Annotated in this window: 19 protein-coding genes; 10 read left to right on the forward strand and 9 right to left on the reverse strand. The window is 67.9% G+C overall.

The features are described from left to right. Positions 1-25: 25 nt before the first annotated feature. From BMX96_RS10985 to BMX96_RS11000, 4 genes are all read right to left on the reverse strand, one after another. Positions 26-652 (reverse strand): Hint domain-containing protein, encoded by a 627-nt coding sequence (locus BMX96_RS10985; protein ID WP_175481715.1) that lies wholly within the window; start codon positions 650-652, stop codon positions 26-28. 109 nt (positions 653-761) lie between these two features. After that, positions 762-1610, reverse strand: a complete 849-nt coding sequence (locus tag BMX96_RS10990) for a hypothetical protein (protein ID WP_091845529.1) — start codon at positions 1608-1610, stop codon at positions 762-764. After that, positions 1573-4104: a GcvT family protein gene (locus BMX96_RS10995; RefSeq protein WP_091845530.1), complete on the reverse strand. Its 2532-nt coding sequence runs from the start codon at positions 4102-4104 to the stop codon at positions 1573-1575. The genes BMX96_RS10990 and BMX96_RS10995 overlap by 38 nt, the downstream gene beginning before the upstream one ends. A gap of 114 nt (positions 4105-4218) precedes the next feature. Then, the gene (locus tag BMX96_RS11000) at positions 4219-5154 is read right to left on the reverse strand and encodes a formylglycine-generating enzyme family protein (protein WP_214606841.1); all 936 of its coding nucleotides are present in this window, start codon (positions 5152-5154) and stop codon (positions 4219-4221) included. Positions 5155-5299: 145 nt separating this feature from the next. On the opposite strand from BMX96_RS11000, the gene BMX96_RS11005 reads away from it, so the two are divergent. After that, positions 5300-6622: a sulfatase-like hydrolase/transferase gene (locus tag BMX96_RS11005; RefSeq protein ID WP_175481716.1), complete on the forward strand. Its 1323-nt coding sequence runs from the start codon at positions 5300-5302 to the stop codon at positions 6620-6622. Between the two features lie 10 nt (positions 6623-6632). On the opposite strand, the gene BMX96_RS11010 is transcribed toward BMX96_RS11005, so the two are convergent. The 3 genes from BMX96_RS11010 to BMX96_RS11020 form a co-directional block, all read right to left on the reverse strand. Then, the gene (locus BMX96_RS11010; protein ID WP_091845533.1) at positions 6633-7973 is read right to left on the reverse strand and encodes an ABC transporter permease; all 1341 of its coding nucleotides are present in this window, start codon (positions 7971-7973) and stop codon (positions 6633-6635) included. After that, positions 7970-8770 (reverse strand): taurine ABC transporter ATP-binding protein, encoded by an 801-nt coding sequence (locus tag BMX96_RS11015; RefSeq protein ID WP_073129618.1) that lies wholly within the window; start codon positions 8768-8770, stop codon positions 7970-7972. Before BMX96_RS11015 ends, BMX96_RS11010 begins: the two co-directional genes overlap by 4 nt. A 127-nt stretch (positions 8771-8897) precedes the next feature. Next, the gene (locus BMX96_RS11020; protein WP_091845534.1) at positions 8898-9905 is read right to left on the reverse strand and encodes a taurine ABC transporter substrate-binding protein; all 1008 of its coding nucleotides are present in this window, start codon (positions 9903-9905) and stop codon (positions 8898-8900) included. Between the two features lie 268 nt (positions 9906-10173). Between BMX96_RS11020 and BMX96_RS11025 the strand changes: the two genes are divergently transcribed. The 8 genes from BMX96_RS11025 to BMX96_RS11060 all read left to right on the forward strand — a co-directional run bounded on the left by BMX96_RS11025 (position 10174) and on the right by BMX96_RS11060 (position 21688). Next, complete coding sequence (locus BMX96_RS11025) at positions 10174-11577, forward strand: aminotransferase family protein (RefSeq protein ID WP_091845535.1); 1404 nt, start codon at positions 10174-10176, stop codon at positions 11575-11577. Positions 11578-11701: 124 nt separating this feature from the next. After that, entirely contained in the window at positions 11702-12634 is a 933-nt protein-coding gene (locus tag BMX96_RS11030; RefSeq protein WP_091845536.1) for an HNH endonuclease, read from the forward strand. Positions 12635-12692: 58 nt separating this feature from the next. Further along, positions 12693-14156 (forward strand): MocR-like pyridoxine biosynthesis transcription factor PdxR, encoded by a 1464-nt coding sequence (gene pdxR / locus BMX96_RS11035; RefSeq protein ID WP_091845537.1) that lies wholly within the window; start codon positions 12693-12695, stop codon positions 14154-14156. Positions 14157-14339: 183 nt separating this feature from the next. Continuing rightward, positions 14340-16103 carry a sulfoacetaldehyde acetyltransferase gene (xsc, locus tag BMX96_RS11040; RefSeq protein WP_091845538.1) on the forward strand — a complete coding sequence of 588 codons (1764 nt, stop codon included), beginning with the start codon at positions 14340-14342 and terminating at the stop codon, positions 16101-16103. Positions 16104-16177: 74 nt separating this feature from the next. After that, positions 16178-17230 (forward strand): acetate/propionate family kinase, encoded by a 1053-nt coding sequence (locus BMX96_RS11045; RefSeq protein WP_091845539.1) that lies wholly within the window; start codon positions 16178-16180, stop codon positions 17228-17230. A 9-nt stretch (positions 17231-17239) separates the two neighbouring features. Continuing rightward, a complete protein-coding gene (locus BMX96_RS11050) occupies positions 17240-20077 on the forward strand; it encodes a molybdopterin oxidoreductase family protein (RefSeq protein ID WP_091845540.1) in 2838 nt (945 codons plus the stop codon). Then, a complete protein-coding gene (locus tag BMX96_RS11055) occupies positions 20074-20811 on the forward strand; it encodes a 4Fe-4S dicluster domain-containing protein (protein ID WP_091845541.1) in 738 nt (245 codons plus the stop codon). The genes BMX96_RS11050 and BMX96_RS11055 overlap by 4 nt, the downstream gene beginning before the upstream one ends. Before the next feature lies 1 nt (position 20812). After that, on the forward strand, positions 20813-21688 hold the full coding sequence (locus BMX96_RS11060; protein ID WP_091845542.1) for a dimethyl sulfoxide reductase anchor subunit family protein: 876 nt from the start codon (positions 20813-20815) through the stop codon (positions 21686-21688). Positions 21689-21760: 72 nt separating this feature from the next. Here BMX96_RS11060 and BMX96_RS11065 read toward each other — a convergent pair whose 3' ends face one another. After that, entirely contained in the window at positions 21761-22816 is a 1056-nt protein-coding gene (locus BMX96_RS11065) for an ABC transporter ATP-binding protein (RefSeq protein WP_073129609.1), read from the reverse strand. Positions 22817-22838: 22 nt separating this feature from the next. Next, positions 22839-23642, reverse strand: a complete 804-nt coding sequence (locus tag BMX96_RS11070) for an IclR family transcriptional regulator (protein WP_214606842.1) — start codon at positions 23640-23642, stop codon at positions 22839-22841. 134 nt (positions 23643-23776) lie between these two features. Here BMX96_RS11070 and BMX96_RS11075 point away from each other — a divergent pair, with 134 nt between their 5' ends. Further along, complete coding sequence (locus BMX96_RS11075) at positions 23777-25039, forward strand: ABC transporter substrate-binding protein (protein WP_175481717.1); 1263 nt, start codon at positions 23777-23779, stop codon at positions 25037-25039. Positions 25040-25079: the final 40 nt, after the last annotated feature.

Consider the following 25079-nt stretch of genomic DNA (forward strand, 5'->3'; position numbering starts at 1 on the left):
GAAAGCAGGCAGCGCGGGCGTGTCCTTAATGGGCGCGCGGCATGTAGGAGTCTTCGCCCGCCTCGTCATAGCCGCAGCACGGGAAAGGATCGCGCTTTTCCCGCAGTTGCGGATACCGCCGCACCAGGCGGTCGCGCATGTCGGCGTCGAACACCGCCAGCCGGTCGGCCACAGGGCGGAAGCTGGCCACCGGCAGGCCCGACACGCAGATCACCTCGTGCCGGTCAAAGCCGAAATCGTAGAAGGTCGCGCTGTCCATGGTGCGGTCCACCCAGACATCGTCGCTGTGCCCGGCCAGCGCGCGGGCCTTCAGCAAACCACCCACGCCGTCGATCCCCGACAGAAGGTAGGACGGCACCACCACCGGCTGGTCCGGCGCCAGCACCAGCGGGCCGCTGGGCATCATCGGGCCGACCGCGCGCTTGGCGATCCGTATGGGCGCGGCGGCAGGGTCTTTGCCCACGGCCTCGGCCAGCGTGCGTTTCCAGATGAACCTGACGGGTTGCAACCCGTGGTGCCGTGTCACGATCAGATCGCCGATCTGGACGTTCTCGGCCCGCCGTTCGCCCGTGGGCGTGCGCAGCATGGCGGTGCCGGCAACGCCCGTCAGCGGTGCGGTTTCAGTGATGGCAAGCGGCTCGATACGCGACATTTTGCGCCCCCGGATACAACCCATGGTCGTATTGAGAGCAAAGGACATGGGCGAGGGCGAGGGGAAATTGTGGTGAAAGGCGATCAATTCTCGAGCAATGGCGCGCCCGTCACACGCCACCGCGCGCCGCCCGCCGCGCCACCAGGAACATCGCCCCCAGCAGGGTGGCCGGCAGGACGAAGATCTTGAAGGCGAAGACGGCCAGGATCATCACGTAGCTGCCCAGAAGCTGGTCGGCGTTGTCGTAGATGCGGGCAGCGAAGTCGCGGTAATCGGCGATCGAGGTCATGGGCGCCGTGAGGCTTTCGAGGAAGCCGGGGTCGGTGGCGGCCTCGGCATCGGCAAGGTCGGCGACCCCGCCGGTGATCTCCGCGATGATTCGCTGGTGATCCTCCCAGACGCCGGCCGTCATAGCGTCGGCCATCAGATCGGCGCCCACGAAGGTCAGCGGCAGCGCCAGCGACAGGAACAGCCCGTAGGTCAGCAAGCCCCGCGCCGGCAACGGTACCGCGCCGCCGCGCCGGGTGGCGGCCTGCACCGCTGCCACCGCGCAGGCCAGCGCCACCATGCCAAGGCCGACACCGCCCACCGGGCCCAGCGCGACGGCCAGCACACCGGTCGCGAGCATCACCGCGAAAACCACGCCAGCGATATGTTCGACCGTGTCGTCGATGGGCTCGAGCACCTTCAGCGGCTGGACGGTCCCCTGCACGAACAGCGATCCGCCGACCTCGACCTCCTGCGCGGTCGACAGGAACGCGTTGAGCCCCCGCAAGGTGACGTATGTCGCCGCCAACCCGGTGGCGACGGATTGGGCATAGTCCTGCGCCCGTGCCGTCACCGGGCTGTCGCGCCAACCCCAGCTCAGCCCCGCCGAGACCAGGGCCAGCGCCAGGAAAAGCGCGGCCAGTCCCGTCCGTCTAGCCGTCCTGCCGGATGCGGGCGTTGCTGGGGTCATAGGGGCTGTCCTCGGTCACTTCGGCGTCCCACAGCTCGCGGAACATCCGGACCTTCAGACGGGTGCCGGGCGTCGCGAGCGCCTCGGGCACGTATCCCATGCCGATGGATTTTCCGAAAGCCACCGAATAGCCGCCCGAGGTCAGGCGCCCCACCTTGGTGCCCTCATGCAGCAGCGCCTCGCGTCCCCACGGGTCGGCATCGCCGGGCCCGTCGATCAGCAGCGTGACGCACTTGGTGCGGATGCCCGTCTCGACCATGGCGCCCTTGCCGTGAAACTCCTTCGACAGGTCGACGAAACGGTCCAGCCCGGCCTCGAGCGGGGTGGCGTCGCGGCCGAGTTCGTTGCCGAAGGCACGGTAGGACTTCTCCTGCCGCAGCCAGTTCTGCGCCCGCGCGCCCACCAGCTTCAGGCCGTGATCGGCGCCCGCGTCCATGAGCCGGTCGAACAGGTGGTTCTGCATCTCGATCGGGTGGTGCAGCTCCCATCCCAGCTCGCCCGTGTAGGCCACGCGCACGGCGGTGAGCGGAACCATCCCAAGTTCGATCCGACGATGGGACAGCCACGGGAAACGCTTGTTCGACAGGGCCGTGTCCGGATCGGCATCGGCGATCAGCGCCCGCATGATGTCGCGGGACCTGGGACCGGCCAGCGCGAAGACACCGGTGCGCGTCGTCCAGTCCTCGACCGTTATGCGGCCGAACCGCGCCTCGTTATCCTCGACCGCCTTCATCAGGTAGTCGCCGTCATAGGCGGCCCAGGCCCCGGCCGAGATCAGGGTGAAGCGGTCGGGCGCCTCGCGCAGGATGGTGTACTCGGTCCGCGTGGTGCCGTGCGCGGTCAGCGCGTAGGTCAGGTTGATCCGGCCCACCTTGGGCAGCGCGTTGATGGTGAACCAGTCGAGGAAGGCCGCCGCGCCGGGCCCGTGCACGACGTGCTTGGCGAAGGCGCTGGCATCGATCAGACCCGCCGCGTCGCGCAGGCCCTGCGCCTCGGCGCGGGCGTAATCCCACCAGCGCCCGCGGCGGAAGCTGCGCGCATCGTGGTCCGAGAAGTCGACGACCGACCGCGCGTCGCGCGCGACCTCGCCGCTCTCGGGGTCGACGGCAAAGTAGTTGGGACGCTCCCAACCGCCGACCTGCCCGAACTGGGCGCCGCGCGCCGCCATCCGGTCATAGCTTGGGGCGGTGCGCAGCGGCCGCGCGACCTCGCGCTCCTCGTCGGGGTGGTGGAGGATGTAGACGTGGGCATAGGCCTCTTCGTTCTTGGCCGCCGCGTATTCCGTCGTCATCCAGTCGCCGTAGCGCTTGGGGTCCAGCGACGCCATGTCGATCTCGGCCTCGCCCTCGACCATCATCTGGGCGAGGTAATTGCCCGCGCCACCCGCGGCGGTGATCCCGAAGCTGAAGCCCTCGGCCAGCCACATGTTTCGCAGGCCCGGCGCCGGACCGATCAGCGGGTTGCCGTCGGGGGTATAGCAGATGGGGCCGTTGAAATCGTCCTTCAGACCGACCTCTTCGCTGGAGGGGATGCGGTGGATGAAGGACATGTATTCCTCCTCGATCCGCTCCAGGTCCAGCGGGAACAGGTCGGCGCGGAAGCTGTCGGGCACCCCGTATTTGAACCGCGCGGGGGCGCCATGCTCGTAGGGGCCGAGGATCCAGCCGCCACGCTCCTCGCGGACGTACCACTTGGCGTCGGCGTCGCGCAGCACCGGATGCTCGCCGTTTTCCTTTCGCCAGGCGACCAGCGCCGGGTCGGGCTCGGTCACGATGAACTGGTGCTCGACCGGGATGGCCGGGGTCTTGATGCCCAGCAGTTTCGCCGTGTGCTGGGCGTGGTTGCCGGTGGCGGTGACCACGTGCTCGGCGGTGATGACCTGCTGTTCGTCGGACGGGATCAGGTTGCCGCCCTTTTCGACCATCTTCGTCAGGGTGACGCGCCATTCGCTGCCGGTCCATTCGTAGGCATCGGCCTGCCAGCGCCGCTCGATCGTGACGCCGCGCTGGCGCGCGCCCTTGGCCATCGCCATGGTGACGTCGGCGGGGTTAATGTAGCCGTCGGTCGGGTGATAGATCGCGCCCACCAGGTCGTCGGTATGGACCAGGGGGAAGCGGTCCTTGATGTCGCCGGGCGTCATCCACTCGAACGGGACGCCCACGGTCTCGGCCGTCGAGGCGTAGAGCATGTACTCGTCCATGCGCGCCTGGCTTTGCGCCATGCGCAGGTTGCCCACGACGTAGAAGCCCGCGTTCAGCCCCGTCTCTTCCTCGAGCGTCTTGTAGAACTTGATCGAGTAGTCGTGGATCCACGTGGTGGCGTAGGACATGTTGAAATAGGGCAGCAGGCCCGCCGCGTGCCAGGTCGAGCCGCTGGTCAGCTCGTCGCGCTCCAGCAGGACGACGTCGCTCCAGCCGTATTTCGCGAGGTGATAGGCGATCGAGGCGCCGACGGCGCCGCCCCCGACAACAAGTGCTTTCACGTGGGTTTTCATGGCAGCGCCCCTTCAACGATACTTGGCCCTCCGTATCGTCGTCGGGACCGGCACCAAGGCGCGGTTTCGACGGGTCGCGTCGGGAAAACGACAGAGCGACGCGATAGCGCGGGCTCAGGCCGGGGCCGCGACCCGAAACCCCGCGTTGCCCGTCGGGCTGCCGGGGTCGTTCGCCGTGCGGGAGTGGACGAAGTAGCGGTCGCAATAGCTCGCGTGGCAAAGGTACGAGCCCCCGCGCTGCACCCGGCCGGGGCCGGTGTCGGGTCCGGTCGGATCGCTCAGCGGACCCTTGGGCAATGGTGCATCGGCAAAACGGTCGGCCACCCATTCCCAGACATTGCCGCAGGTGTTGTAGAGCCCGTAGCCGTTCGGCGCGAAAGCGGTCACCGGGACCGAGCCGGTATCCGCGGGGCCGGGCACGGGGAATGCCCCCTCGAATACGTTCATCGCGATATGGCCGCCGGGGCGCATCTCCGATCCCCAGGGGAACTTGCGGCGGTCGAGTCCGCCGCGCGCCGCGCGTTCCCACTGTGCCTCGGTCGGCAGGCAAAGACCGGCCCACCGGCAATAGGCCTGCGCGTCGTGCCACGTGACATGCACCACCGGGTGATCGTCCAGCGCGACGCTTCCCGGCCCCCGCGGTGCGCGCCAGCAAGCCCCCTCCACGCGCCGCCACCACGGCAGGCCGGGTGGCGATTGCGGCCAGTCGTCGGGCCGGTCCAGAAGCCCGACGAAGACCGACGACCAGCCTTCGGCCTCGGCCAGCGTGACATGGCCGGTGGCGGCGACGAACCGGGCGAACTGTGCATTGGTGCAGGCCACGGGCGAGATGCGGAACGGCGCGAGCTTCACCCGGCGGCGGGGGGCGTCGTGGTCACCGGGGAAACGGGACTGTCTCGCCCCCATGTCGAAAAAGCCGCCGGGGATCGCGACCAGATCGTTGGCCAGCGCGGCGCGCGTTGCGGCGTCCGCGGGCTGGACCGGGGTCGTCGCCGCCCCGTCGGCGCGGGGCTTTGTCACCGCCGCCATGCCGCAGCAGGATCCTGTCATTCAACGTGTTCCGCGCATCGTGGGATCGTTGCAGAATAGCAGCGCGCGGGACCCGCGCAAGCCAACGGCGCCGGGGCGGATTTACTCCGACCATCCTATTGTCGACCTTTCTGAGTCCGGAAGAAAGACAGCGCAGGTGACGGACATGAAGAAGAACATTCTCCTCGTCTCGTTCGACGATCTCCTGGCCTACTGGCGCTATCGGGATGTCTTCGGCGAACCGTTGCAGGTCCCGAACCTCGACCGGCTGTGCGCGCGCGCGACCGTGTTCCGCAACGCGTACGCCCAGGCGCCGATCTGCGGGCCGTCGCGGGCCAGTTTCATGTCGGGACTGTCGCCCGCGACAACCGGGATCTTCGACAACCGCACCAGTATCTTCGACCGCGTTCCGGACCGCGCGCTCTGGCCCTTCCGCCTGAAGGAAGCGGGCTACTTCAACTCGTCCGGCGGCAAGGTGCACCACGGGTACGGCGCCCTGCGAAGGCGCCACCACAAAACGCTGTACCACGACAACCAGAAACGGTTCGACCCGGACATGCATTTCCCGCAGGGCGTCGAGAAACAGAAGTTCGGCGGTCATCGCGGCGGCTGGGCGGCCACCGATCCGGCCGACGACCACCGTTTCTACGACCACGAGGTGTCGACCTCGGCGGCGACGTTCCTGGCGGAGTTCGACGCCGCGCAGCCGTTCTACCGCGAGGTCGGGTTCTACAGCCCCCACGGCCCCTTCTACACGCCCGTGCGGTTCCGCGAACTCTACGACCCCGACAGGTTCCAGCGCCCCGAGACCTGGGACCGCGACGGATTTCCGGATGAGCCCCTCATCCGGGAACGCGTGCCGCCCAACCCGCAGCTGGAAGCCGGCAACACCGGCTGGTGGCAGCAGAGCCTTCGCAATTACTTCTCGGCCGTCAGTCACGGGGACTACCACCTGGGCCGCGTGCTCGACGCGCTGGAAGCCTCGCCGCATGCCGGCTCGACATTGGTGGTCGTGCTATCGGATCACGGGTATCACCTGGGCGACCGCAACCGGTTCTCGAAATTCACGCTATTCGAGCAATCGCTCGCGGTGCCGCTGATCGTGTTCGATCCCGCCAATCCCGCCCCGCGCACGGTGGACGATCCGGTGGCGTTGCTGGACGTGGGGCCAACGATCATGGATTACGCGGGCCTCTCCCCGATCGAGGGCTGCGATGGCCGGTCGCTCCTGCCCTATCTGCGCGGCGCGGGCGATCAGGATCAGGCGATCACGAGCTTCTCGAATGACGGGGCGACCGTCCGGCAGGGCCGCCACCGGCTGATCCGCTACCACGATGGCAGCGTTCAGCTTTTCGATGTCGAAAGCGACCTGTGGCAGCAACACGACCTGGGAGGCGATGATCCCGCTTTTGCGCCGCTCGACGCGGAATTGCGCCGGGTCTGTCGGGCGCAGGGGTTCGAGATCGGCGCCATGGACGGGACGGGCTGAGCCACGACGCTCAGCCGCGGCCCTTCCACGGGACGAGGAATCGCTCGGCCGCGCGCATCAGCATGTCGATACCGAAGCCGATGATGCCGATCAGGATGATCCCCATGATGACGATGTCGGTGGACTGGAACTTGGAGGCCACCATGATCATCATGCCCGCGCCCTTTTCGGCTGCGACCAGCTCGGCCGCGACCACGGTGCCCCAGCACACGCCCATGGCGACGCGGGCCGCGGTGAAGATTTCGGGCAGCGAGTTGGGGATGATGACGTGGCGCAGAACCTGCCACTTGCTCGCCCCCAGCGAATAGGCCGCGTGGACCTTGCTGATCTTCACGCCCGATACGCCGGATCTCGCACCGATGGCCATGATCCACAGCGCGGCCAGGAACAGCAGGATGATCTTGCCCACCTCGCCGATGCCCGCCCAGATGATGACCAGCGGGATCAGGGCCAGCGGGGGAACCGGGCGCATGAACTCGACGATCGGGTCGAACCAGCCGCGGAACCAGTCCGACAGGCCCATGGCATAGCCCAGGGGGATGCCGACCATGGCCCCCAGCGTGAAGCCCACGATCACCCGGAAGAGCGAGTAGCCCAGGTGCTCGACCAGGGTCGAGTTGCGATAGCCGGTCGTCGCGATCTCGGTCAGGCGGGACCAGACCGCCTCGGGCGAGGGCAGCCAGATCGGCTCCATCTGAAGGCCCGCCGAAGGACGGATATTGGGTGTGCCCCGCCCCGACAGCGCCACGGTGCCGAAATCCACGCGCACCGTTTCGCCCGGCGCGATTTCCTTGCCGTCGATATGGGTGACGACGGCCTCTTCGTCGCGGCCGATCTCGTCGTTCTGGTCCACGCGCAAAAGGTCGCTGCGATACTCGGCGATGGCGATCGAGTCGTTCTTGGCGAACCCGTCTCCGGGCGGCACCTCGGGGGCCGGCGCCTCGTCGTCGCGGGGATAGACGAGGACCGTCACCTCGGCGTCGTCGCTGCGGCCGTCCGGCGTGGTGACCGTATAGGTGAAGGTTCCGGTACCCACGAACGGGCCCGGCGCATGCAGGAAGCCCGGCAGCAGGGACGAGCCGGTGAAGGACGCCCAGAGCACGAAGATCAGCACGACCGACACCACCGATGCGACCGAGTTCGACACGACGGTCGACTCGTCCCCGAAGGTCACGGTCTTGAGCGACCTGTAGTCCGAGGCCGGGCGCAGCACCTTCTTGATCCCGGTCCAGATCAAGAGCGTCAGCAGGATGATCCCGATATAACCCGCGATGTAGGGCAGCGCGAAGAACAGGGTGGACAGGACCGCCACCAGTTCGCCCCAGAGGTCGGCGATGATGAGGGCGGTCATTGCGCGGCCCCTCCCATGATCTCTTCTTCCATTTCCCAGATCATCGACAGGATCTCTTCCCGGCGCTGGCCGAACTCGGGCATCTTCTTCACCTCGCGCAGGTCCTGGCCGACGCCCGCATCGGCGAAGGGCAGACGGTATTCACGGTGGATCCGCCCCGGGCGCGGCGCCATGACCAGCAGCCGTTCGCCCAGAAGCAGCGCCTCCTCGACCGAGTGGGTGATGAGGATCACGGTCTTGCCGGTCTCCTTCCACAGCTTCAGGACGAGGCCCTGCATCTTCTCGCGGGTCAGCGCGTCGAGCGCGCCCAGCGGTTCGTCCATGAGGATGACCTCGGGCTCGTTCGCCAGGCAGCGGGCCAGGGCCACGCGCTGCTGCATGCCGCCCGACAGCTCGTAGACGGCCTTTTCCTTGAACTGCGCCAGGCCCACGACGCCAAGCAGGTGATCGACGATCTCGCGTTTCTCGCCCTTGGGCATGCCCTTCATGGCCGGGCCGAAGCCCACGTTCTCGCGCACACTCATCCATTCGAACAGCGCGCCCTGCTGGAAGACCATGCCGCGCTCGGCCCCCGGCCCCTTCACGCGCTTGTCGCCCAGGACGACCTTGCCCTCGGTGGGGGCGAGAAAGCCCGCGAGGATGTTCAGAAGCGTGGTCTTGCCGCAGCCCGACGGGCCGAGAACGGACATGATCTCACCCTGCTTCAGGGTCAGGGACACGTTCTTGAGCGCTTGCACCGATCCACCGTCGGGCAGATCGAAGCGCATCGAGACATCGTCGATCACAAGGTCGGACATGGCGGCTCCGGGCTTGGGTGTCGGGCCGGAAAATGGCCCGGACGGGTGCGTGCGGCTGATCGTGACCCGTCACTGGATATTTGGAGCGACGGGCCGGGCACGATCTCGCCCCCGGCCCGCGGCAGGCTCACATGCCCTGCGCGGCTTCCAGCGGCCCGGTGGCCACGGCGTTGGCATAGCTGTCGCGCTTCTCGTCGATGGCGCCGGCTTCCAGGAAGACCTCGGCCACGCCGTTCATGAACTCCTGCGCGCCGCCGCCCAGCCATTTCTGGCTCAGCTGCTCGTCGACCGGCGGGAAGACGAAGGTGGAAATCGTCTCGTCCGTCGCGGTCACGTCCATGCCCGAGTCGCGGGCGATGACTTCCAGCATCTCCTCGCGGTTCTCGCCGGCGTTCCACATGGCGTTGGCATCGGCCGTCACCTTGAGGAAGGACGCCACCATGTCCGGGTTCTCGGCCACGAAATCGGCGGGCGCGCTGGTCACGTCGAAAACGAGGATGCCCAGCTCTTCCTTCTCGGCGCCGGTCAGCAGCACGTTGCCCGACTCCTTCATGCGGCGCAGCGCACCGCCCCAGCCGCAGGCCATGTCGAGGCTGCCCTGCGCGAGCGCGGCCGCGCCCTCGGCGGGGGCCATGTCGACGATCTCCATCGAGGCGGGATCGACGCCGAAATGGTCCATCTGCTTGAGGAAGCCGTAATGCGCGGCGGTGCCCAGCGGCACGGCCACCTTCTTGCCCTCCAGGTCGCCGGCGGTGTCCTTGTCGATTTCCAGTGCCGTGGCGACCACGCAGTTGTCGTTGTCGGAATAGCTGACGGCCACGTCGACGATCTGGATGTCCTGGCCCGCGCTCGCCGCGACGACGAAGGGGGGCACGCCCTGGCTGACCGAGATCTGCACGTCGCCCGACGCCATGGCGGCGGACATCGCCGTGCCGGTGTCGAAGCTGACCCAGTTGATCGGCACGCCCATTTCTTCCTCGTAGGTGCCCATTTCCTTCGCGTACTGGAAAGGCATCGGCCACTCGAGGAAGTAGGCCACGGTGATGCCGTCGGAATGCTCGGCCGCGTGGGCCGCGAATGTCGTCATGGAGACGGCACCCGCTGCGGCGCCCATCAGAATTGCCTTCAGTTTCATCGCTTTCTCCCGGTTGATATCGTTGTTTTTTAATTGTTTGCGCCCGGCCGCGCTGAGGACACCCGGTCCCTTTCAGCCTCCGGGCCGAACTGTGTCATGGACCCACCCAGCAAAGCGGGCCGGTTTCGCAGCGTCAATGATAAACTCGGCCCCGGTCCGCCCACCGCGCCGCTGGACAGATGGGGTGGCGTGATCTGGCCCTATCACTCTTGCCGCGACAGGCGTTCTGGTCAGAATGAAACGATCGATCCTTGTTCGGAGCCGACCCATGACCCTTCCGCTGCAGATGAACGACCCGCGCGCGGTGATCGAGGCCGACCGCAACCACGTCTGGCATCACCTGAGCCAGCACGCGGCCTACCTGCGGTCAGAGATCGACCCGCGCATCATCGTCGAGGGCAAGGGCCTGAAGCTGTGGGACATCACCGGCAAGGAACATATCGACGCCGTGTCGGGCGGTGTGTGGACCGTGAATGTGGGCTATGGCCGTGAACGCATCGCCGACGCGGTGCGCGACCAGCTGGTGAAGATGAACTTCTTCGGCGGGTCGCTGGGATCCATTCCGGGCGCCCGCTTCGCCGAGCGGCTGATCGAGAAGATGCCGGGTCTCAGCCGCGTCTATTACGCCAACTCGGGCTCCGAGGCGAACGAGAAGGCGTTCAAGATCGTCCGGCAGATCGCCCACAAACGGTACGGCGGCAAGAAACACAAGATCCTGTTCCGCGACCGCGATTACCACGGCACCACCATCGGCTGCCTCTCGGCCGGCGGCCAGCAGGAGCGCAACGCCCAATACGGCCCCTTCGCCCCCGGCTTCGTCGAAGTGCCCCACTGCCTGGAATACCGCAAGCACGAGCAGGGTCTTGGACACCTCTCGGGCGCCGATTACGGCATCGCCGTCGCCAACGAGATCGAGAAGGTGATCCTGCGCGAGGGTCCCGACACCGTGGGCGCGCTCTGTCTCGAGCCGGTGACGGCCGGCGGCGGCGTGATCCCCCCGCCCGAAGCCTACTGGGACCGCGTGCAGGAGATCTGCCGGAAGTACGACGTGCTGCTGCATATCGACGAGGTCGTCTGCGGTCTGGGCCGCACCGGCACGTGGTTCGGCTACCAGCAATACGGGGTCGAGCCGGACCTGGTGACCATGGCGAAGGGCGTCGCCTCGGGCTATGCCGCGATTTCCTGCTGCGTCACCTCCGAGCGCGTGTTCGAGATGTTCAGCGACGACGAGGCCGACCCGTTGAATTATTTCCGCGATATCAGCACCTTCGGCGGCTGCACCGCCGGTCCGGCCGCGGCGCTGGAGAACATGGCGATCATCGAGGACGAGGATCTCCTGTCGAATGTCGACCGGATGTCCGAGCGGATGATCGGCAACCTGCACCGCCTGGCCGAGAAGCACGCCGTCATCGGCGACGTGCGTGGCAAGGGCCTGTTCCTGGGCGCCGAGCTGGTCACCGACCGCGAGACCAAGGAGGTCATGCCCGAGACGCACGTGCAGGCGGTGGTCAAGGACTGCATGGCCCAGGGTGTCATCATCGGCGCGACCAACCGCTCGGTCCCGGGCTACAACAACACCCTGTGTTTCAGCCCCGCCCTGATCGCCACGGCCGACGAGATCGACCACATCACCGACGCCGTCGACGGTGCCCTGACCCGCGTCTTCGGCTGACCGCCGGAAGGGGGCTCTGCCCCCGTCCGCTGTCGCGGACTCCCCCGAGGTATTTGGGGAAAGATGAAGGGCGGGACGGCAGGAAACCGTTGCATCCCGGGCCGAGACGGCTTTCCTGGGGCGCATGGGAAAGCTGGTTCTCCTGCACAAGGCGGATTCGATCTACGAGGACGAGCCGGACGTCGTTTACGACTTCCCGCGCTCCTACCTGAAAGCGGTCGATGAGGCCGTCGACGACTGGATCGTCTACTACGAGCCGGTGAAGGCCGGACCGCGTGGCTATTTCGCGGTGGCAAAGATCGACCGGGTGATCCCGAAGCCCGGGGTCGAGGGGCGCTTTCTCGCCAATATCGCGCCGGGCAGCTTCCTGCCGTTCGACCGCGAGGTGCCGCGGTTGATTTCCGGCCGCCCGCTGGAAAGCGCGCTGACCGGACCGGACGGGACGCCGAAGAAGGGTGGCGCGATCCAGCTTGCCGTCCGCCGTCTGCCCGAGGCGGACTTCGCCCGCATCGTCGACCTGGGCCTGCCGCAGGATCTGGAGCGAATGGAGGCCGTGCGCTACGACGCGCAAATGTCGGAGCTTGCCGAAGAGCCCGCCCCGTTCGAGCGCCCGGTTCTGGAAAGGCTGACGCGACGGCCCTATCGCGATGTCGCCTTTCGCCGGAAGGTACGTGCGGCCTATGGCTATCGCTGCGCCATGTCCGGCCTGATGCTGCGCAACGGTGGTGGGCGGCCCGAGGTGCAGGCGGCGCATATCAAGCCTGTCGCGGACAAGGGCACCGACTCGGTCCGCAACGGGCTGGCGTTGTCGGGAACGCTGCACTGGATGTTCGATCGCGGGCTGATCTCGGTCGCCGAGGATTGCGAGACGATCCTCGTGTCGCACAACAAGGTGCCGCGGGACGTGGTCGGGCGGCTTCTTGCGCCTGACGGCAAGCTGGTCCGGCCGACAGATCCGCGCGATGCGCCGCACAGAGACAATTTGCGCTGGCATCGCGAGAACGTCTTCGGACGTGTCCTTTCCGGCGATCCGGCGCCTTGGGAGACGCCCGGCTAGCTCCGTTCGGGGCATCTCGGCTATTGGTCCAGTGGACGGGGCGCGATATGTCCAGATCATGGGCCTGGCCACCGAAACCTTCTTCCTCGACCCCGATGCCGCGGGAACGCTTCAGGCGCGGATCCAGGCGATGGTCGCGCAGGGGATCCTGTCGGGGCGCTTCCGCCCGGGCGAGCGGATGCCGTCCTCGCGCGCGCTGGCCCGTCACCTGGGCGTCAGCCGCATGACGGTGACGCTGGCCTATACCGACCTGGTGGCCGACGATTACCTGATCGCGCGCGGTCGGTCGGGGTATTTCGTCTCCGACACGGCGCCGCAGCCATCGGGTCACGTCCCGGCCCCGCGCGAGGACCGCGTGGACTGGCAGCGCGCCCTGCAGCCGGTCCCGGCGCCCGCCCCGCGGGTCGAGCGTCCGGCTGACTGGCGCCGCTACCGGTTCCCGTTCATCTACGGCCAGACGGACCCGACCCTGTTCGATCACGCCAACTGGCGGCTCTGCGCGCTGCGGGCGCTGGGGCAGCGTGATTTCGACGCGATGACGGCGGATCACTACGAACGGGACGACCCGAGGCTGGTGGATTTCATCGCGCGCCATTCGCTGCCCCGGCGCGGTATTCTGGCGGGTCCGGACGAGATCCTGGTGACCATGGGCGCGCAGAACGCCCTGTGGTTGACCGCGCAGGTGCTGCTGGGGCCGGACCGCCACGCGCTGATCGAAGACCCGGCCTACCCGCCCCTGCGCGAGATCCTGCACCAGTCGGGCGCGCGGGTCCGCCCCGTGCCGGTGGACGCGCAGGGTCTTCCCGTCGAGGGACTACCGGTCGCCGACGTGGCCTTCGTCACGCCCAGCCACCACTGCCCGACCTCGGCCACCCTGCCGCTGGAGCGTCGGCGGGCCCTGCTCGATCACGCCGCGCGCCACGACATGCTGGTGGTCGAGGACGATTACGAGTTCGAGATGTCGTTCCTCGGCCCCCCGGCCCCCGCGCTCAAGTCGCTCGACCGGGACGGGCGCGTGATCCACGTGGGCAGCTTCTCCAAGTCGCTCTTTCCGGGGCTGCGGCTGGGCTACCTCGTGGGCAGCAAGCCCTTCATCGACGCCGCGCGCGCGCTCAGGTCGACCACGCTGCGCCACCCGCCCGGGCAGATCCAGCGGACCGCGGCCTATTTTCTCGAACTCGGGCATTACGACGCGCTCATCAAGCGGATGAGTCGCGCCTACCGTCGCCGGCGCGAGGTGATGGATGCCGCCGTCGCGCATCACGGGCTGGATGTCGCCGGGCGGGGCAGCTTCGGCGGGTCGTCGCTGTGGATGCGCGCGCCGGGCCTCGACGCCGCGGCGCTCGCGGCCGACCTGCGCGTCAAGTCGGTGATGATCGAACCAGGCGCGCCCTTCTTCGCGGATCCCGCGCAGGGGCGCGAGACCTACCGATTGGCCTATTCCTCGATCCCCGAGGACCGCATCGCCGAGGGCGTCGCGCGCATCGCCGCCGCCATCGACGCGCGGCGGCCTGGACCCTGATCCCCGACGCGCTTCATCTTTCCACAAATACCTCCGGGGGTGTCGCGCAGCGACGGGGGCAGCGCCCCCATCACCGCCGTCAAGCCGAACCGCCGTCTGGCCCTATCCTGCCGAACCAACTGGCCCTACAGAAGCGGCGCCACCGCGCCCAAGAAGGCCGGGACCAGCGGAGGGAGACACGCCATGAAGATGACCACCGAAGAAGCCTTCGTGAAGGTGTTGCAGCGTCACGGGATCCGCCATGCCTTCGGGATCATCGGATCGGCCATGATGCCGATTTCGGACCTTTTCCCTACCGCCGGCATCACTTTCTGGGACTGCGCGCATGAAGGCAGCGCGGGCATGATGGCCGATGGCTACACCCGCGCCACCGGCGAGATGTCCATGATGATCGCCCAGAACGGCCCGGGCATCACCAATTTCGTGACCGCCGTGAAGACCGCCTACTGGAACCACACACCGCTTCTGCTGGTCACGCCGCAGGCGGCCAACAAGACCATCGGCCAGGGCGGCTTCCAGGAAGTCGAGCAGATGAAGCTGTTCGAGGACATGGTCGCCTACCAGGAAGAGGTGCGCGACCCCTCGCGCATCGCCGAGGTGCTGGCCCGGGTCATCGCCAAGGCCCACCGCATGAGCGCGCCCGCGCAGATCAACGTGCCGCGGGACATGTGGACCCAGGTGGTGGACATCGCCCTGCCGGACCCGGTGGAGTTCGAGGCGCCGACACCCGGGGCCGCGTCCCTGGATCGGGCCGCCGCGCTTCTGAAAAGCGCCGACTTCCCGGTGATCCTGAACGGCGCCGGCGTGGTTCTGGCCGGGGCGATCGGCGACACGGTCGACCTCGCCGAGCGTCTGGATGCGCCGGTCTGCTGCGGCTACCAGCACAACGACGCCTTCCCCGGCTCGCACCCGCTGCACGCGGGGCCGCTGGGCTACAACGGGTCCAAGGCGGGGATGGAGCTGATCGCGCGGGCCGACGTGGTTCTGTGCCTCGGCACGCGGTTGAACCCGTTCTCGACCCTGCCGGGATACGGGATCGATTACTGGCCCAAGGACGCCAAGGTGATCCAGGTGGACATCAACCCTGACCGGATCGGTCTGACCAAGCCCGTCACCGTTGGGATCGTGGGCGACGCGAAAAAGGTCGCCCAGGGCCTCCTGGAGCGGCTTGGCGACAAGGACGCGCCCGCCAAGGAGCGGCTGAACCTGATCGCCGAGACGAAATCCCGCTGGGCGCAGGAGCTGTCGTCCATGGACCACGAGGAGGACGACCCCGGCACCAGCTGGAACGAGCGCGCCCGCGCCGCCCATCCCGACCGGATGAGCCCGCGCATGGCGTGGCGCGCGATCCAGTCCGCGCTGCCCAAGGACGCCATCAGCAGCAGCGACATCGGCAACAACTGCGCCATCGGCAACGCCTACCCGTCCTTCGAGGCGGGCCGGAAATACCTGGCGCCCGGCCTGTTCGGACCCTGCGGATACGGCCTGCCGTCCATCGTGGGCGCGAAGATCGGGCAACCGTCCGTGCCGGTGGTGGGGTTCGCGGGCGACGGCGCCTTCGGCATCGCGGTGACCGAGCTGACCGCCATCGGCCGGGACGAGTGGCCCGCCATCACCATGGTCGTCTTCCGCAACTACCAGTGGGGCGCGGAGAAGCGGAACTCGACCCTGTGGTTCGACGACAATTTCGTGGGCACCGAGCTGGACCTGAAGGTGAGTTATGCCGGCATCGCCCAGGCCTGCGGTCTGAAGGGCGTGCAGGCGCGCGGCATGGACGAGCTGACCGACATGCTGGCCGAGGCCGTGCGCGCGCAGATGGAAGACAACGAGACCACGCTGATCGAAGTGATCCTGAACCAGGAACTGGGCGAGCCGTTCCGCCGCGACGCCATGAAGAAGCCGGTGCGCGTGGCGGGCGTCAGCGCGTCGGACATGGCTGCGGAATAGATGGCGAGGCCGGGGGCGCTGCCCCCGGACCCCCGGAGGTATTTCCGGACCAGTGATGTGAAGGGGCGCGGCGCATGATCCTGGTGGTGAATGCTGGGTCCTCCTCGTTGAAATGCGCGGTGTTCGCGCGCGATCTTGCCCGCGTGGCCGACGCGCAGGTCGTCGAGATCGGGGGGGCCTCGGCCGTTATCGTGAATGGCACGCGGCGCGCGGCCGCGTTGGCCGATCACGGCACGGCGCTGGTCGCCGTGCTGGAGGCGCTGGACCTGGCGCCCGACACGCTGGCCGGCATCGCGCACCGGGTCGTGCATGGCGGGGCGGAGATGGACGGCCCCCGGCGCATAGACGCCACGGTGCGCGCCCGGATCGACGCGCTGGGGGCGCTGGCACCTTTGCACAACCCGGTCGCCCTGGCCTGCATCGACGCGCTGGCGGAAATGGCCCCGGGGGTCCCGCAGGTCGCGAGTTTCGACACCGCCTTCCACGCCGGACAGGAGGACGTCGCCCTGCGCTATGCCCTGCCCGACCGCTGGCACGCGGCGGGCGTGCGGCGCTATGGCTTCCACGGTCTGAGCTATGCCGGGCTGGTGAGCGCGCTCGATCCGCTACCGCGCCGCCTGCTGGCCTGTCACCTTGGAAACGGCGCGTCGATCTGCGCCATTCGCGATGGCCGGTCGGTGGCGACCTCCATGGGCTATTCGCCGGTTTCGGGCCTGACCATGGGCAGCCGCGTGGGCGAGATTGATGCCAACGCCGTCCTGCGGATCGCCGGCGAGATCGGTCTCGACGCCGCGCGCCGCCTTCTGAACAACGACAGCGGCCTGCGCGCGCTGGGGGGCACCAGCGACATGAGGTCCCTGCCCGCAGGCGGTCTTGCCCGGCGACACTTCGTGCATTGGGCCGTGCGGCAGGCCGGGGGGCTCGTCGCCACCATGGGCGGCATCGACGCCATCGCCTTCACCGGCGGCATCGGCGAGAACGATGCCGCCATCCGCGAGGGTATCGTCGCCGGGCTGGCCTTTGCCGGAGACGTGCCCGTCCACGTGGTGCCCGCCGACGAGGAAGGCACGATCGCGCGCGAGGCGGCCGGGATTTTGGGGATGACGCCCGGCGGGGCGGCACACTAGGGTGACGCCATGACAACGCCCAAGATCGACCTGCACCCGAAGCCCGGCGACCGGGTCGCCAAGACCACCTGCTACATGTGCGCCTGCCGCTGCGGCATCGACGTGCACCTGAAAAAGGACGCCGGGGGCACCGAGCGGGTCGCCTATATCGAGGGCAACCGCGACCACCCGGTGAACCGCGGCGTGCTGTGCGCCAAGGGCAGCGCGGGAATCATGCAGCACCTGTCGCCCGCCCGGCTCCGTGCGCCGCTGAAGCGCACGGGCCCGCGCGGTTCGGGCCAGTTCGAGGAAATCGGCTGGGACGAGGCGCTGCAGATGGTGACCGACCGGCTCGGGCCACTACGCAAGACGGCACCGGAGAAGCTGGCCTTCTTCACCGGGCGCGACCAGTCGCAGAGCTTCACCAGCTTCTGGGCGCAGGCCTACGGCACGCCCAACTACGCCGCACATGGGGGATTCTGCAGCGTCAACATGGCGGCCGCCGGCATCTACACCATGGGCGGGGCGTTCTGGGAATTCGGCCAGCCCGACTGGGAGCGGACCGAGCTGTTCATGATCTTCGGCGTGGCCGAGGATCACGACAGCAACCCGATCAAGATGGGCCTTGGCCGGCTGAAGGCCCGCGGCGTGAAGGTCATCGGCGTGAACCCGGTGCGCACGGGCTACAATGCCGTGGCCGACGAGTGGGTGGGCATCACGCCGGGCACCGACGGGCTGTTCATCCTGTCGCTGATCCACTGCCTGTTGCGCGCGGGCAAGATCGACCTCGACTACCTCGCGCGGTTCACCAACGCGCCGGTGCTGGTGAACGAGGATCCGAAATCGCCCGAGCACGGTCTCTTGCTGACCGACGACAACGGGCGCGCGCTGGTCATGGATCGCGCCACCGGCAAACCCGCTGCGTTCGACGCCAAGGGAGTACGCCCGGACCTTGCCGGCAAGCTGCGCCGGGCGGGGCTGACCCATCGCAGCGTGTTCCATCATATCGCGGACCGCTATCTCGACCGTGCCTACGCGCCCGAGGTGGTGGGACCGTCCTGCGGCATCGCGCCCGAACGGATCGAGGCCATCGCCGCCGAGCTGGCCCATGCCGCCTTCGACAAGTCGTTCGAACTGGATCGCGCGTGGACGGACTTCCGCGGCGAAACCCACCAGAGCATGCGCGCGCGGCCCGTGAGTTTTCACGCCATGCGTGGCATCAGCGCCCATTCCAACGGGTTCCAGACCGCCCGCGCGCTGCATCTTCTCCAGATCCTGCTGGGCAGCGTCGAGGCGCCCGGCGGCTTCCGGTTCAAGCCGCCCTACCCCAAGCCCGCGACCGCGCACCCGAAACCGCACAGCGGGGTAACACCGGGTCAGCCGCTGGACGGACCGCACCTGGGCTTCGTGCAGGGGCCCGACGACCTGTGCCTCAAGGAAGACGGCAGCCCGGCGCGCATCGACAAGGCCTTCACCTGGGAAAATCCCATGAGCGCGCATGGCATGATGCACATGGTCATCTCGAACGCGCATGCGGGCGACCCCTACCCCATCGACACGCTGTTTCTCTACATGGCGAACATGGCGTGGAACTCGTCCATGAGCACCGGGCGCGTCATGGAGATGCTGACCGACACCGACGAGAACGGTGATTACGTCATCCCCAACATCATCTATTCGGACGCCTATTCGTCCGAGATGGTGGCCTATGCCGACCTGGTGCTGCCGGACACCACTTACCTGGAACGGCACGACTGCATCTCGCTGCTGGACCGGCCGATCTGCGAGGCCGACGCCGCCGCCGACGCGATCCGCTGGCCCGTGGTCGAGCCCGACCGCGACGTGCGCGGCTTCCAGTCGGTCCTGGTGGACCTGGGCGCGCGTTTGGGCCTGCCGGGGTTCGTGAACGACGACGGCAGCGCGAAATACCAGGACTACGCCGATTACATGGTGAACCACGAACGGCGACCCGGGGTGGGGCCGCTGGCCGGGTGGCGCGTGGGCGAGAAGGGCCTGACGCACGGGCGCGGCACGCCCAACGCGGGACAGATCGACGCCTATGTCGCCAATGGCGGCTTCTGGATGGAGCACGTCCCCGAAAACGCGCAGTATTTCAAACCGTGGAACATGGCCTACCAGGAATGGGCGGTCGATATCGGGCTGTTCGACAAGGCGACGCCCTACCTCTTCTCGCTCTGGTCCGAGCCGTTGCGCCGGTTCCAGCTGGCGGCCGAGGGACACGGCCATCGCCAGCCCCCCGATCACCTGCGGGCGCGCATCAAGACCACGCTCGATCCGTTGCCGATCTGGTATCCGCCGCTGGAGGATGGCCACGCCGACCCGGTGGAATACCCGATCCATGCCCTGACCCAGCGCCCGGCCGCCATGTATCACAGCTGGGGCAGCCAGAATGCATGGTTAAGACAAATACATGGCCATAATCCCATGTATCTGCCCACGGAATTGTGGGAAAAACACAATTTCCAGGAAGGCGATTGGGCACGCGTCACCTCGCAGCATGGCGAGATCACCGTGCCCGTGGCGCAGCAGGCGGCGCTGAACCGCCACACGATCTGGACCTGGAACGCCATCGGCAAGCGGCGCGGGGCATGGGCGCTGGACGACGACGCGCCCGAGGCGAAGAAGGGCTTCCTGCTGAACCACCTGATCCACGAGTTGCTGCCGCCGAAGGGCGACGGGCTGCGCTGGTCGAACAGCGATCCGGTGACGGGCCAGGCGGCCTGGTTCGACCTGCGCGTGAAGGTCGAGAAGGTGCCGGCGCCGAAGCAGTCCTATCCCGACACGGGCCGGCAGGGCAGCCCGGTGGGCCGCGGCCCACACCGCGTGGCACAGCAGGTGAAGCCATGACAGCGCTGCCCGAGACGACCGAGCGCAAGCTGGGCCTGGTGATCGACCTCGACACCTGTGTCGGCTGCCATGCCTGCGTCACGGCCTGCAAGGGCTGGAACACCCAGAACTACGGCGCGCCCCTGGGCGATGACGACGCCTACGGCGCGGCGCCGTCGGGCGCGTTCCTGAACCGCATCCACAGCTTCGAAGTGCAGCCGGACGAGGGCGCGGCCCAGACCGTGCATTTTCCCAAGTCCTGCCTGCATTGCGACGACGCGCCCTGCGTCACCGTCTGTCCCACGGGTGCGTCCTACAAGCGGGTCGAGGACGGCATCGTCCTGGTGAACGAGACCGACTGCATCGGTTGCGGCCTCTGCGCCTGGGCCTGCCCCTATGGCGCGCGCGAAATGGACCCGATCGAGGGCGTGATGAAGAAATGCACGCTCTGCGTCGACCGGATCTACAACGAGGCGCTTCCGGAAGAGGATCGCGTGCCCGCCTGCGTGCGCACCTGTCCCGCCGGAGCGCGCCATTTCGGCGACCTCGCCGATCCGGACAGCGACGTGAGCCAGCTGGTCGCGGCGCGCGGCGGCATGGACCTGATGCCCGAGCAGGAGACGAAGCCGGTGAACAAGTACCTGCCCCCCCGCCCGCGGGACGAGATCGACGTGCTGGCACCCTTCCTCGAGCGTGTGGACGAGGGGCCGAAAGGATTCCTCGGCTGGCTCGACCGGGCCCTGGAGCGGCTCTGACATGCATCCCGCACCGTCGCTGATCTTCTTCTCGACCCTGTCGGGGCTTGGACTGGGCTTGCTGGCTTTTTTGGGCCTCGGGCTTGCGCCGACGGAAGGGCTGACCGGGCTGATCTTCTTCGCCCTGGCCTTCGCGCTGACCGGCGCGGGCCTGCTGTCGTCGACCCTGCACCTGGGCCACCCGGAACGCGCGCTGAAGGCGTTCACCCAGTGGCGCACATCGTGGCTGAGCCGCGAGGCATGGGTGGCCGTGGCCGCCCTGTCGGTCATGGGGCTCTACGCGCTGCTGGCGATGCCGGGCCTCAGGCTCGCGCCGCTGGGCTGGCTGGGCGCGTTACTGTGCCTGGGCACCGTCGGATCGACCGCGATGATCTACGCGCAGCTGAAGACCGTGCCGCGCTGGCACCAGCCGACGACCCCGCTGCTGTTTCTTGGCTATGCCATCACGGCCGGGGCGTTGCTGTCGGGTCGCGTCAGCTGGACCGTGGTGCTGCTGATCGTCATGGCCGCGCTGCAGGTGCTGGCGTGGAGGCGGGGCGACGCGGCGCTGGCCAAGTCGGGCACGACCACGGGTACCGCGACCGGGCTGGGCGGCCGTGGCCGGGTCCGTCTGTTCGAGCCGCCCCATACCGGGGGCAACTACCTGACGCGCGAAATGGTGTTCCGCGTCGGGCGCAAGCACCGGGTGACCTTGCGGACGCTGGTCCTGATCCTCGCCTTCGCTCTGCCCGCCCTGTTGCTTCTGCTGCCGTTCAGCCACTGGCTCGCCGCGATCGCGGTAGTCAGCCATGTGGTCGGGATGCTGGCGCAACGCTGGCTGTTCTTCGCCGAGGCCGAACACGCGGTGGGCCTGTACTACGGTCAATCCGCCGCCTGACGCGCCGGACGCCCGCCGCCCGTCAAGGTGGCCCGCGAAACGGCCGGCCCGGGACCGGGCGTCGTCGCGCCTTCAGCGGATGCGCAGCTCGGTCTCCGCGTCGAACAGCATCGTCTTCGCCGGATCGACCCCCAGCGCCACCCGGTCGCCGATCTTCGCACGGGTATCGCCGCGTTCCTCGACGATCAGTCGCGTGCCGTCGGCGGCCTTGAGATAGGCATAGGACACGCCGCCCAGCGCCTCGGTCAGGTCCACGGTGAAGGTGTCGCCGTCCTCCAGCCACAGGTGCTCGGGCCGCAGGCCCAGCGACAGGGCGCGGCCGTCCCCGGGCAGGGTCTGCGGGACGTCCAGCGTGCCGCCCAGAGCCGGGACATGCAGCGCGCCGTCGCGGGCGGTCGCATCGAGGAAGTTCATCGACGGGCTGCCGATGAAGCCCGCCACGAAGCGGTTGTCGGGATCGCGGTAAAGGTCCAGCGGTGCGCCCACCTGCTCGATCCGGCCCTTTCGCAGCACCACGATCTTGTCGGCCAGCGTCATGGCCTCGACCTGGTCGTGGGTGACGTAGATCATCGTGGCGCCGATTTCCTTGTGCAGCCGCGCGATCTCGACCCGCATCTCGACCCGAAGCTCGGCGTCGAGGTTCGACAGCGGCTCGTCGAACAGGAACACCTCGGGGCCGCGGGTGATGGCGCGGCCGATGGCCACGCGCTGACGCTGGCCGCCGGACAGGGCCGCCGGTTTGCGATCCAGCAGCTCGTCCAGTTGCAGGATGCGCGCGGCCTCGTCCACCTTGCTGTCGATCTCGGGCTTGGGATGGCCGGTCATGCGCAGGCCGAAGCCCATGTTCTCGCGCACGGTCATGTGCGGGTAGAGCGCGTACGTCTGGAACACCATCGCCACGCCGCGATCGGCCGGGTCCGCGCGGGTCACGTCGGCGCCGCCGATATCGATCCGGCCTGACGTGGTCTCCTCGAGCCCCGCGATCATCCGCAGGAGCGTGGACTTGCCGCAGCCCGACGGTCCGACGAACACGGCGAACTCGCCGTCGCCGATGGCCAGGTCGATCCCGTGGATGACCTGGGTCTCACCGTATTTCTTGATGACGTTGCTCAGCTCGACGCCGGACATGGCGACCCCTCTCGTTGGTGGTTCAGGTTGGCACGGTCCGCAGCCGCGGGCCGTCCTCGGGAAAACGCCAGGCGTGGATGTCGCTTTCGATCTTGGCGCGGGTGTCCAGCAGCAGCGGCGCTAGCTGCGACAGGTCGTCGAGGCTGCGGCGTGCGGTGGTCGACGTGATCGACAGGCCGCCCAGGATGCGCCCCCCGCGGCTGAGGATCGGCGTCGCGATGCAGATGATCCCGGGCTCGTGCTCCTCGCGATCGTAGGCGACACCAGCCTCGCGGATGTGGGCCAGCTCGGCCCTCAGCGCTTCGGGCGTGGTCAGTGTTGCGTCGGTGAAGCGGTGATAGCTCTGCTGGCCCAGCGCCTGGTCCAGTTCAGCGTCGGGCAGGAAGGCCAGCATCGCCTTGCCCAACCCCGTGCAATAGGACGGCCCCACCCGGCCCGTGGCCGAGAACATGTCGACCCGCAGCGCGGTGTTGACCTTGTCGACGTAAAGCACCTGCGCGCCGTCCAGCTGCGCCAGGTGCACCGCTTCACCGGTTTCGCGCGACAACCGGTCGAGCCACTCATGCGCCACCGGTGCCAGCGAGGCCTGCGACCACGCCTTGTGGGCCAGGCGCACCAGCCGCACGCCCAGCGTGTAGGTCCCCAGCTCGGCATCGTGGCTCAGCATCCCCTGCGAGGTCAGCGTCTGCAGAAGCCGATAGAGCGTCGCCTTGGGATAGGGCCCATCCTCGAGCAGGTCCGAAAACCGCACCGGGCCGCCCGCGGCCGCCACCCGGTCGAGCACGTCCAGCGCCTTGCCTACCGTTCCGTCGCGCGCTTCGGCCATGTTCCTCCCCGTCATCGGCACCGCCCCGCTGAGGCGGATCGGGCTGTTGACAACGTAATCCGGCTGCCGCACAGTTTTCAATATGCAAAACAAGGTTTCAAATAATGGAACCGTTTTCGGGAGGAATTCTTAACATGCTGAAGACACTGAAGGCCTCGGTCGCGGTGGCGGGACTCGTCGCCGGCGGCCATGCGTTCGCCGCCGAACACGAATCGCTCTCGGGCGATCTGGTCATCTTTTCCGACATGTCGAACCCGGCGCCGCGCGCGGTCATGGAAGGCCTCGTGGCCGAGTTCGGCGAGATGCATCCGGACCTGAACATCGAGCTCACGGTCATCGACCGCGAGGCCTACAAGACGCAGATCCGCAACTTCCTGACCGCGAACGCCCCCGACGTGGCCAACTGGTACGCCGGCAACCGCATGGCGCCCTACGTGGACGCGGGCCTGTTCATGGACGTCAGCGACATCTGGGAAGGCGAGATGAGCGAGAACCTCGCCTCGACCAAGTCGGCCATGACCATGGACGACAAGCAGTGGGGCGTGCCCTACACCTACTACCAGTGGGGCGTCTATTACCGCGCGGACCTGTATGACGAGTACGGGCTGGAAGAGCCGCAGGACTGGGAAACGCTGAAGTCCAACTGCCAGACGCTGCTGGATAACGGCATCAAGTGCTTCACCATCGGCACCAAGTTCCTGTGGACCGCCGGCGGCTGGTTCGACTACCTCAACATGCGCACCAACGGCTACGACTACCACATGCAGCTGACCGCGGGCGAGATCCCGTGGACCGATGACGGCGTGCGCCAGACCTTCGCCAACTGGCGCGAGCTCATCGACATGGGCGCCTTCGTGGACAACCACACCGCCTATTCCTGGCAGGAGGCGCTGCCCTTCATGGTCAACGGCGACGCGGCCGCCTACCTGATGGGCAACTTCGCCGTGGCGCCGCTGCGCGAGGCCGGGCTGTCGGACGACCAGCTGGACTACTACCAGTTCCCGGCCATCAACCCGGACGTGGAGCTGGCCGAGGACGCGCCGACCGACACGTTCCACGTGCCCGCGCAGGCCAGCAACCCCGAGGCGGGCAAGGCCTTCCTGAAATACGTGACCTCGCCCGAGGTGCAGACCTGGATCAACGCCAGCGACGCGCTGGGCCAGCTGCCGGTGAACAGCCAGGCATCTGTGGGCGACGACAAGTTCCTGCAACAGGGCTTCGAGGTGCTGTCGTCCAACGCGCCGGGCGGCGTGGCGCAGTTCTTCGACCGCGACGCCCCGGCCGAGATGGCCAAGGTCGCCATGGAAGGCTTCCAGCAGTTCATGGTGCAGCCGGACCAGCTGGACAATATCCTCCAGCGGCTCGAGCAGGCCGCCGGCCGGATCTACGACAAGTGACGCGTTGCGGGGCGGGGGTCACGGCCCCCGCCCCGCGCCA

The organism is Palleronia pelagia (genome assembly GCF_900110115.1).
GTDB classification, from domain to species: domain Bacteria; phylum Pseudomonadota; class Alphaproteobacteria; order Rhodobacterales; family Rhodobacteraceae; genus Palleronia; species Palleronia pelagia.

Coding starts and splice junctions, on each gene's coding strand:
- BMX96_RS10985 (WP_175481715.1), bottom strand. CDS start 652: ATGTCGCGTATCGAGCCGCTTGCCATCACTGAAACCGCACCGCTGACG.
- BMX96_RS10990 (WP_091845529.1), bottom strand. CDS start 1,610: ATGACCCCAGCAACGCCCGCATCCGGCAGGACGGCTAGACGGACGGGA.
- BMX96_RS10995 (WP_091845530.1), bottom strand. CDS start 4,104: ATGAAAACCCACGTGAAAGCACTTGTTGTCGGGGGCGGCGCCGTCGGC.
- BMX96_RS11000 (WP_214606841.1), bottom strand. CDS start 5,154: ATGACAGGATCCTGCTGCGGCATGGCGGCGGTGACAAAGCCCCGCGCC.
- BMX96_RS11005 (WP_175481716.1), top strand. CDS start 5,300: ATGAAGAAGAACATTCTCCTCGTCTCGTTCGACGATCTCCTGGCCTAC.
- BMX96_RS11010 (WP_091845533.1), bottom strand. CDS start 7,973: ATGACCGCCCTCATCATCGCCGACCTCTGGGGCGAACTGGTGGCGGTC.
- BMX96_RS11015 (WP_073129618.1), bottom strand. CDS start 8,770: ATGTCCGACCTTGTGATCGACGATGTCTCGATGCGCTTCGATCTGCCC.
- BMX96_RS11020 (WP_091845534.1), bottom strand. CDS start 9,905: ATGAAACTGAAGGCAATTCTGATGGGCGCCGCAGCGGGTGCCGTCTCC.
- BMX96_RS11025 (WP_091845535.1), top strand. CDS start 10,174: ATGACCCTTCCGCTGCAGATGAACGACCCGCGCGCGGTGATCGAGGCC.
- BMX96_RS11030 (WP_091845536.1), top strand. CDS start 11,702: ATGGGAAAGCTGGTTCTCCTGCACAAGGCGGATTCGATCTACGAGGAC.
- pdxR (WP_091845537.1), top strand. CDS start 12,693: ATGGGCCTGGCCACCGAAACCTTCTTCCTCGACCCCGATGCCGCGGGA.
- xsc (WP_091845538.1), top strand. CDS start 14,340: ATGAAGATGACCACCGAAGAAGCCTTCGTGAAGGTGTTGCAGCGTCAC.
- BMX96_RS11045 (WP_091845539.1), top strand. CDS start 16,178: ATGATCCTGGTGGTGAATGCTGGGTCCTCCTCGTTGAAATGCGCGGTG.
- BMX96_RS11050 (WP_091845540.1), top strand. CDS start 17,240: ATGACAACGCCCAAGATCGACCTGCACCCGAAGCCCGGCGACCGGGTC.
- BMX96_RS11055 (WP_091845541.1), top strand. CDS start 20,074: ATGACAGCGCTGCCCGAGACGACCGAGCGCAAGCTGGGCCTGGTGATC.
- BMX96_RS11060 (WP_091845542.1), top strand. CDS start 20,813: ATGCATCCCGCACCGTCGCTGATCTTCTTCTCGACCCTGTCGGGGCTT.
- BMX96_RS11065 (WP_073129609.1), bottom strand. CDS start 22,816: ATGTCCGGCGTCGAGCTGAGCAACGTCATCAAGAAATACGGTGAGACC.
- BMX96_RS11070 (WP_214606842.1), bottom strand. CDS start 23,642: ATGGCCGAAGCGCGCGACGGAACGGTAGGCAAGGCGCTGGACGTGCTC.
- BMX96_RS11075 (WP_175481717.1), top strand. CDS start 23,777: ATGCTGAAGACACTGAAGGCCTCGGTCGCGGTGGCGGGACTCGTCGCC.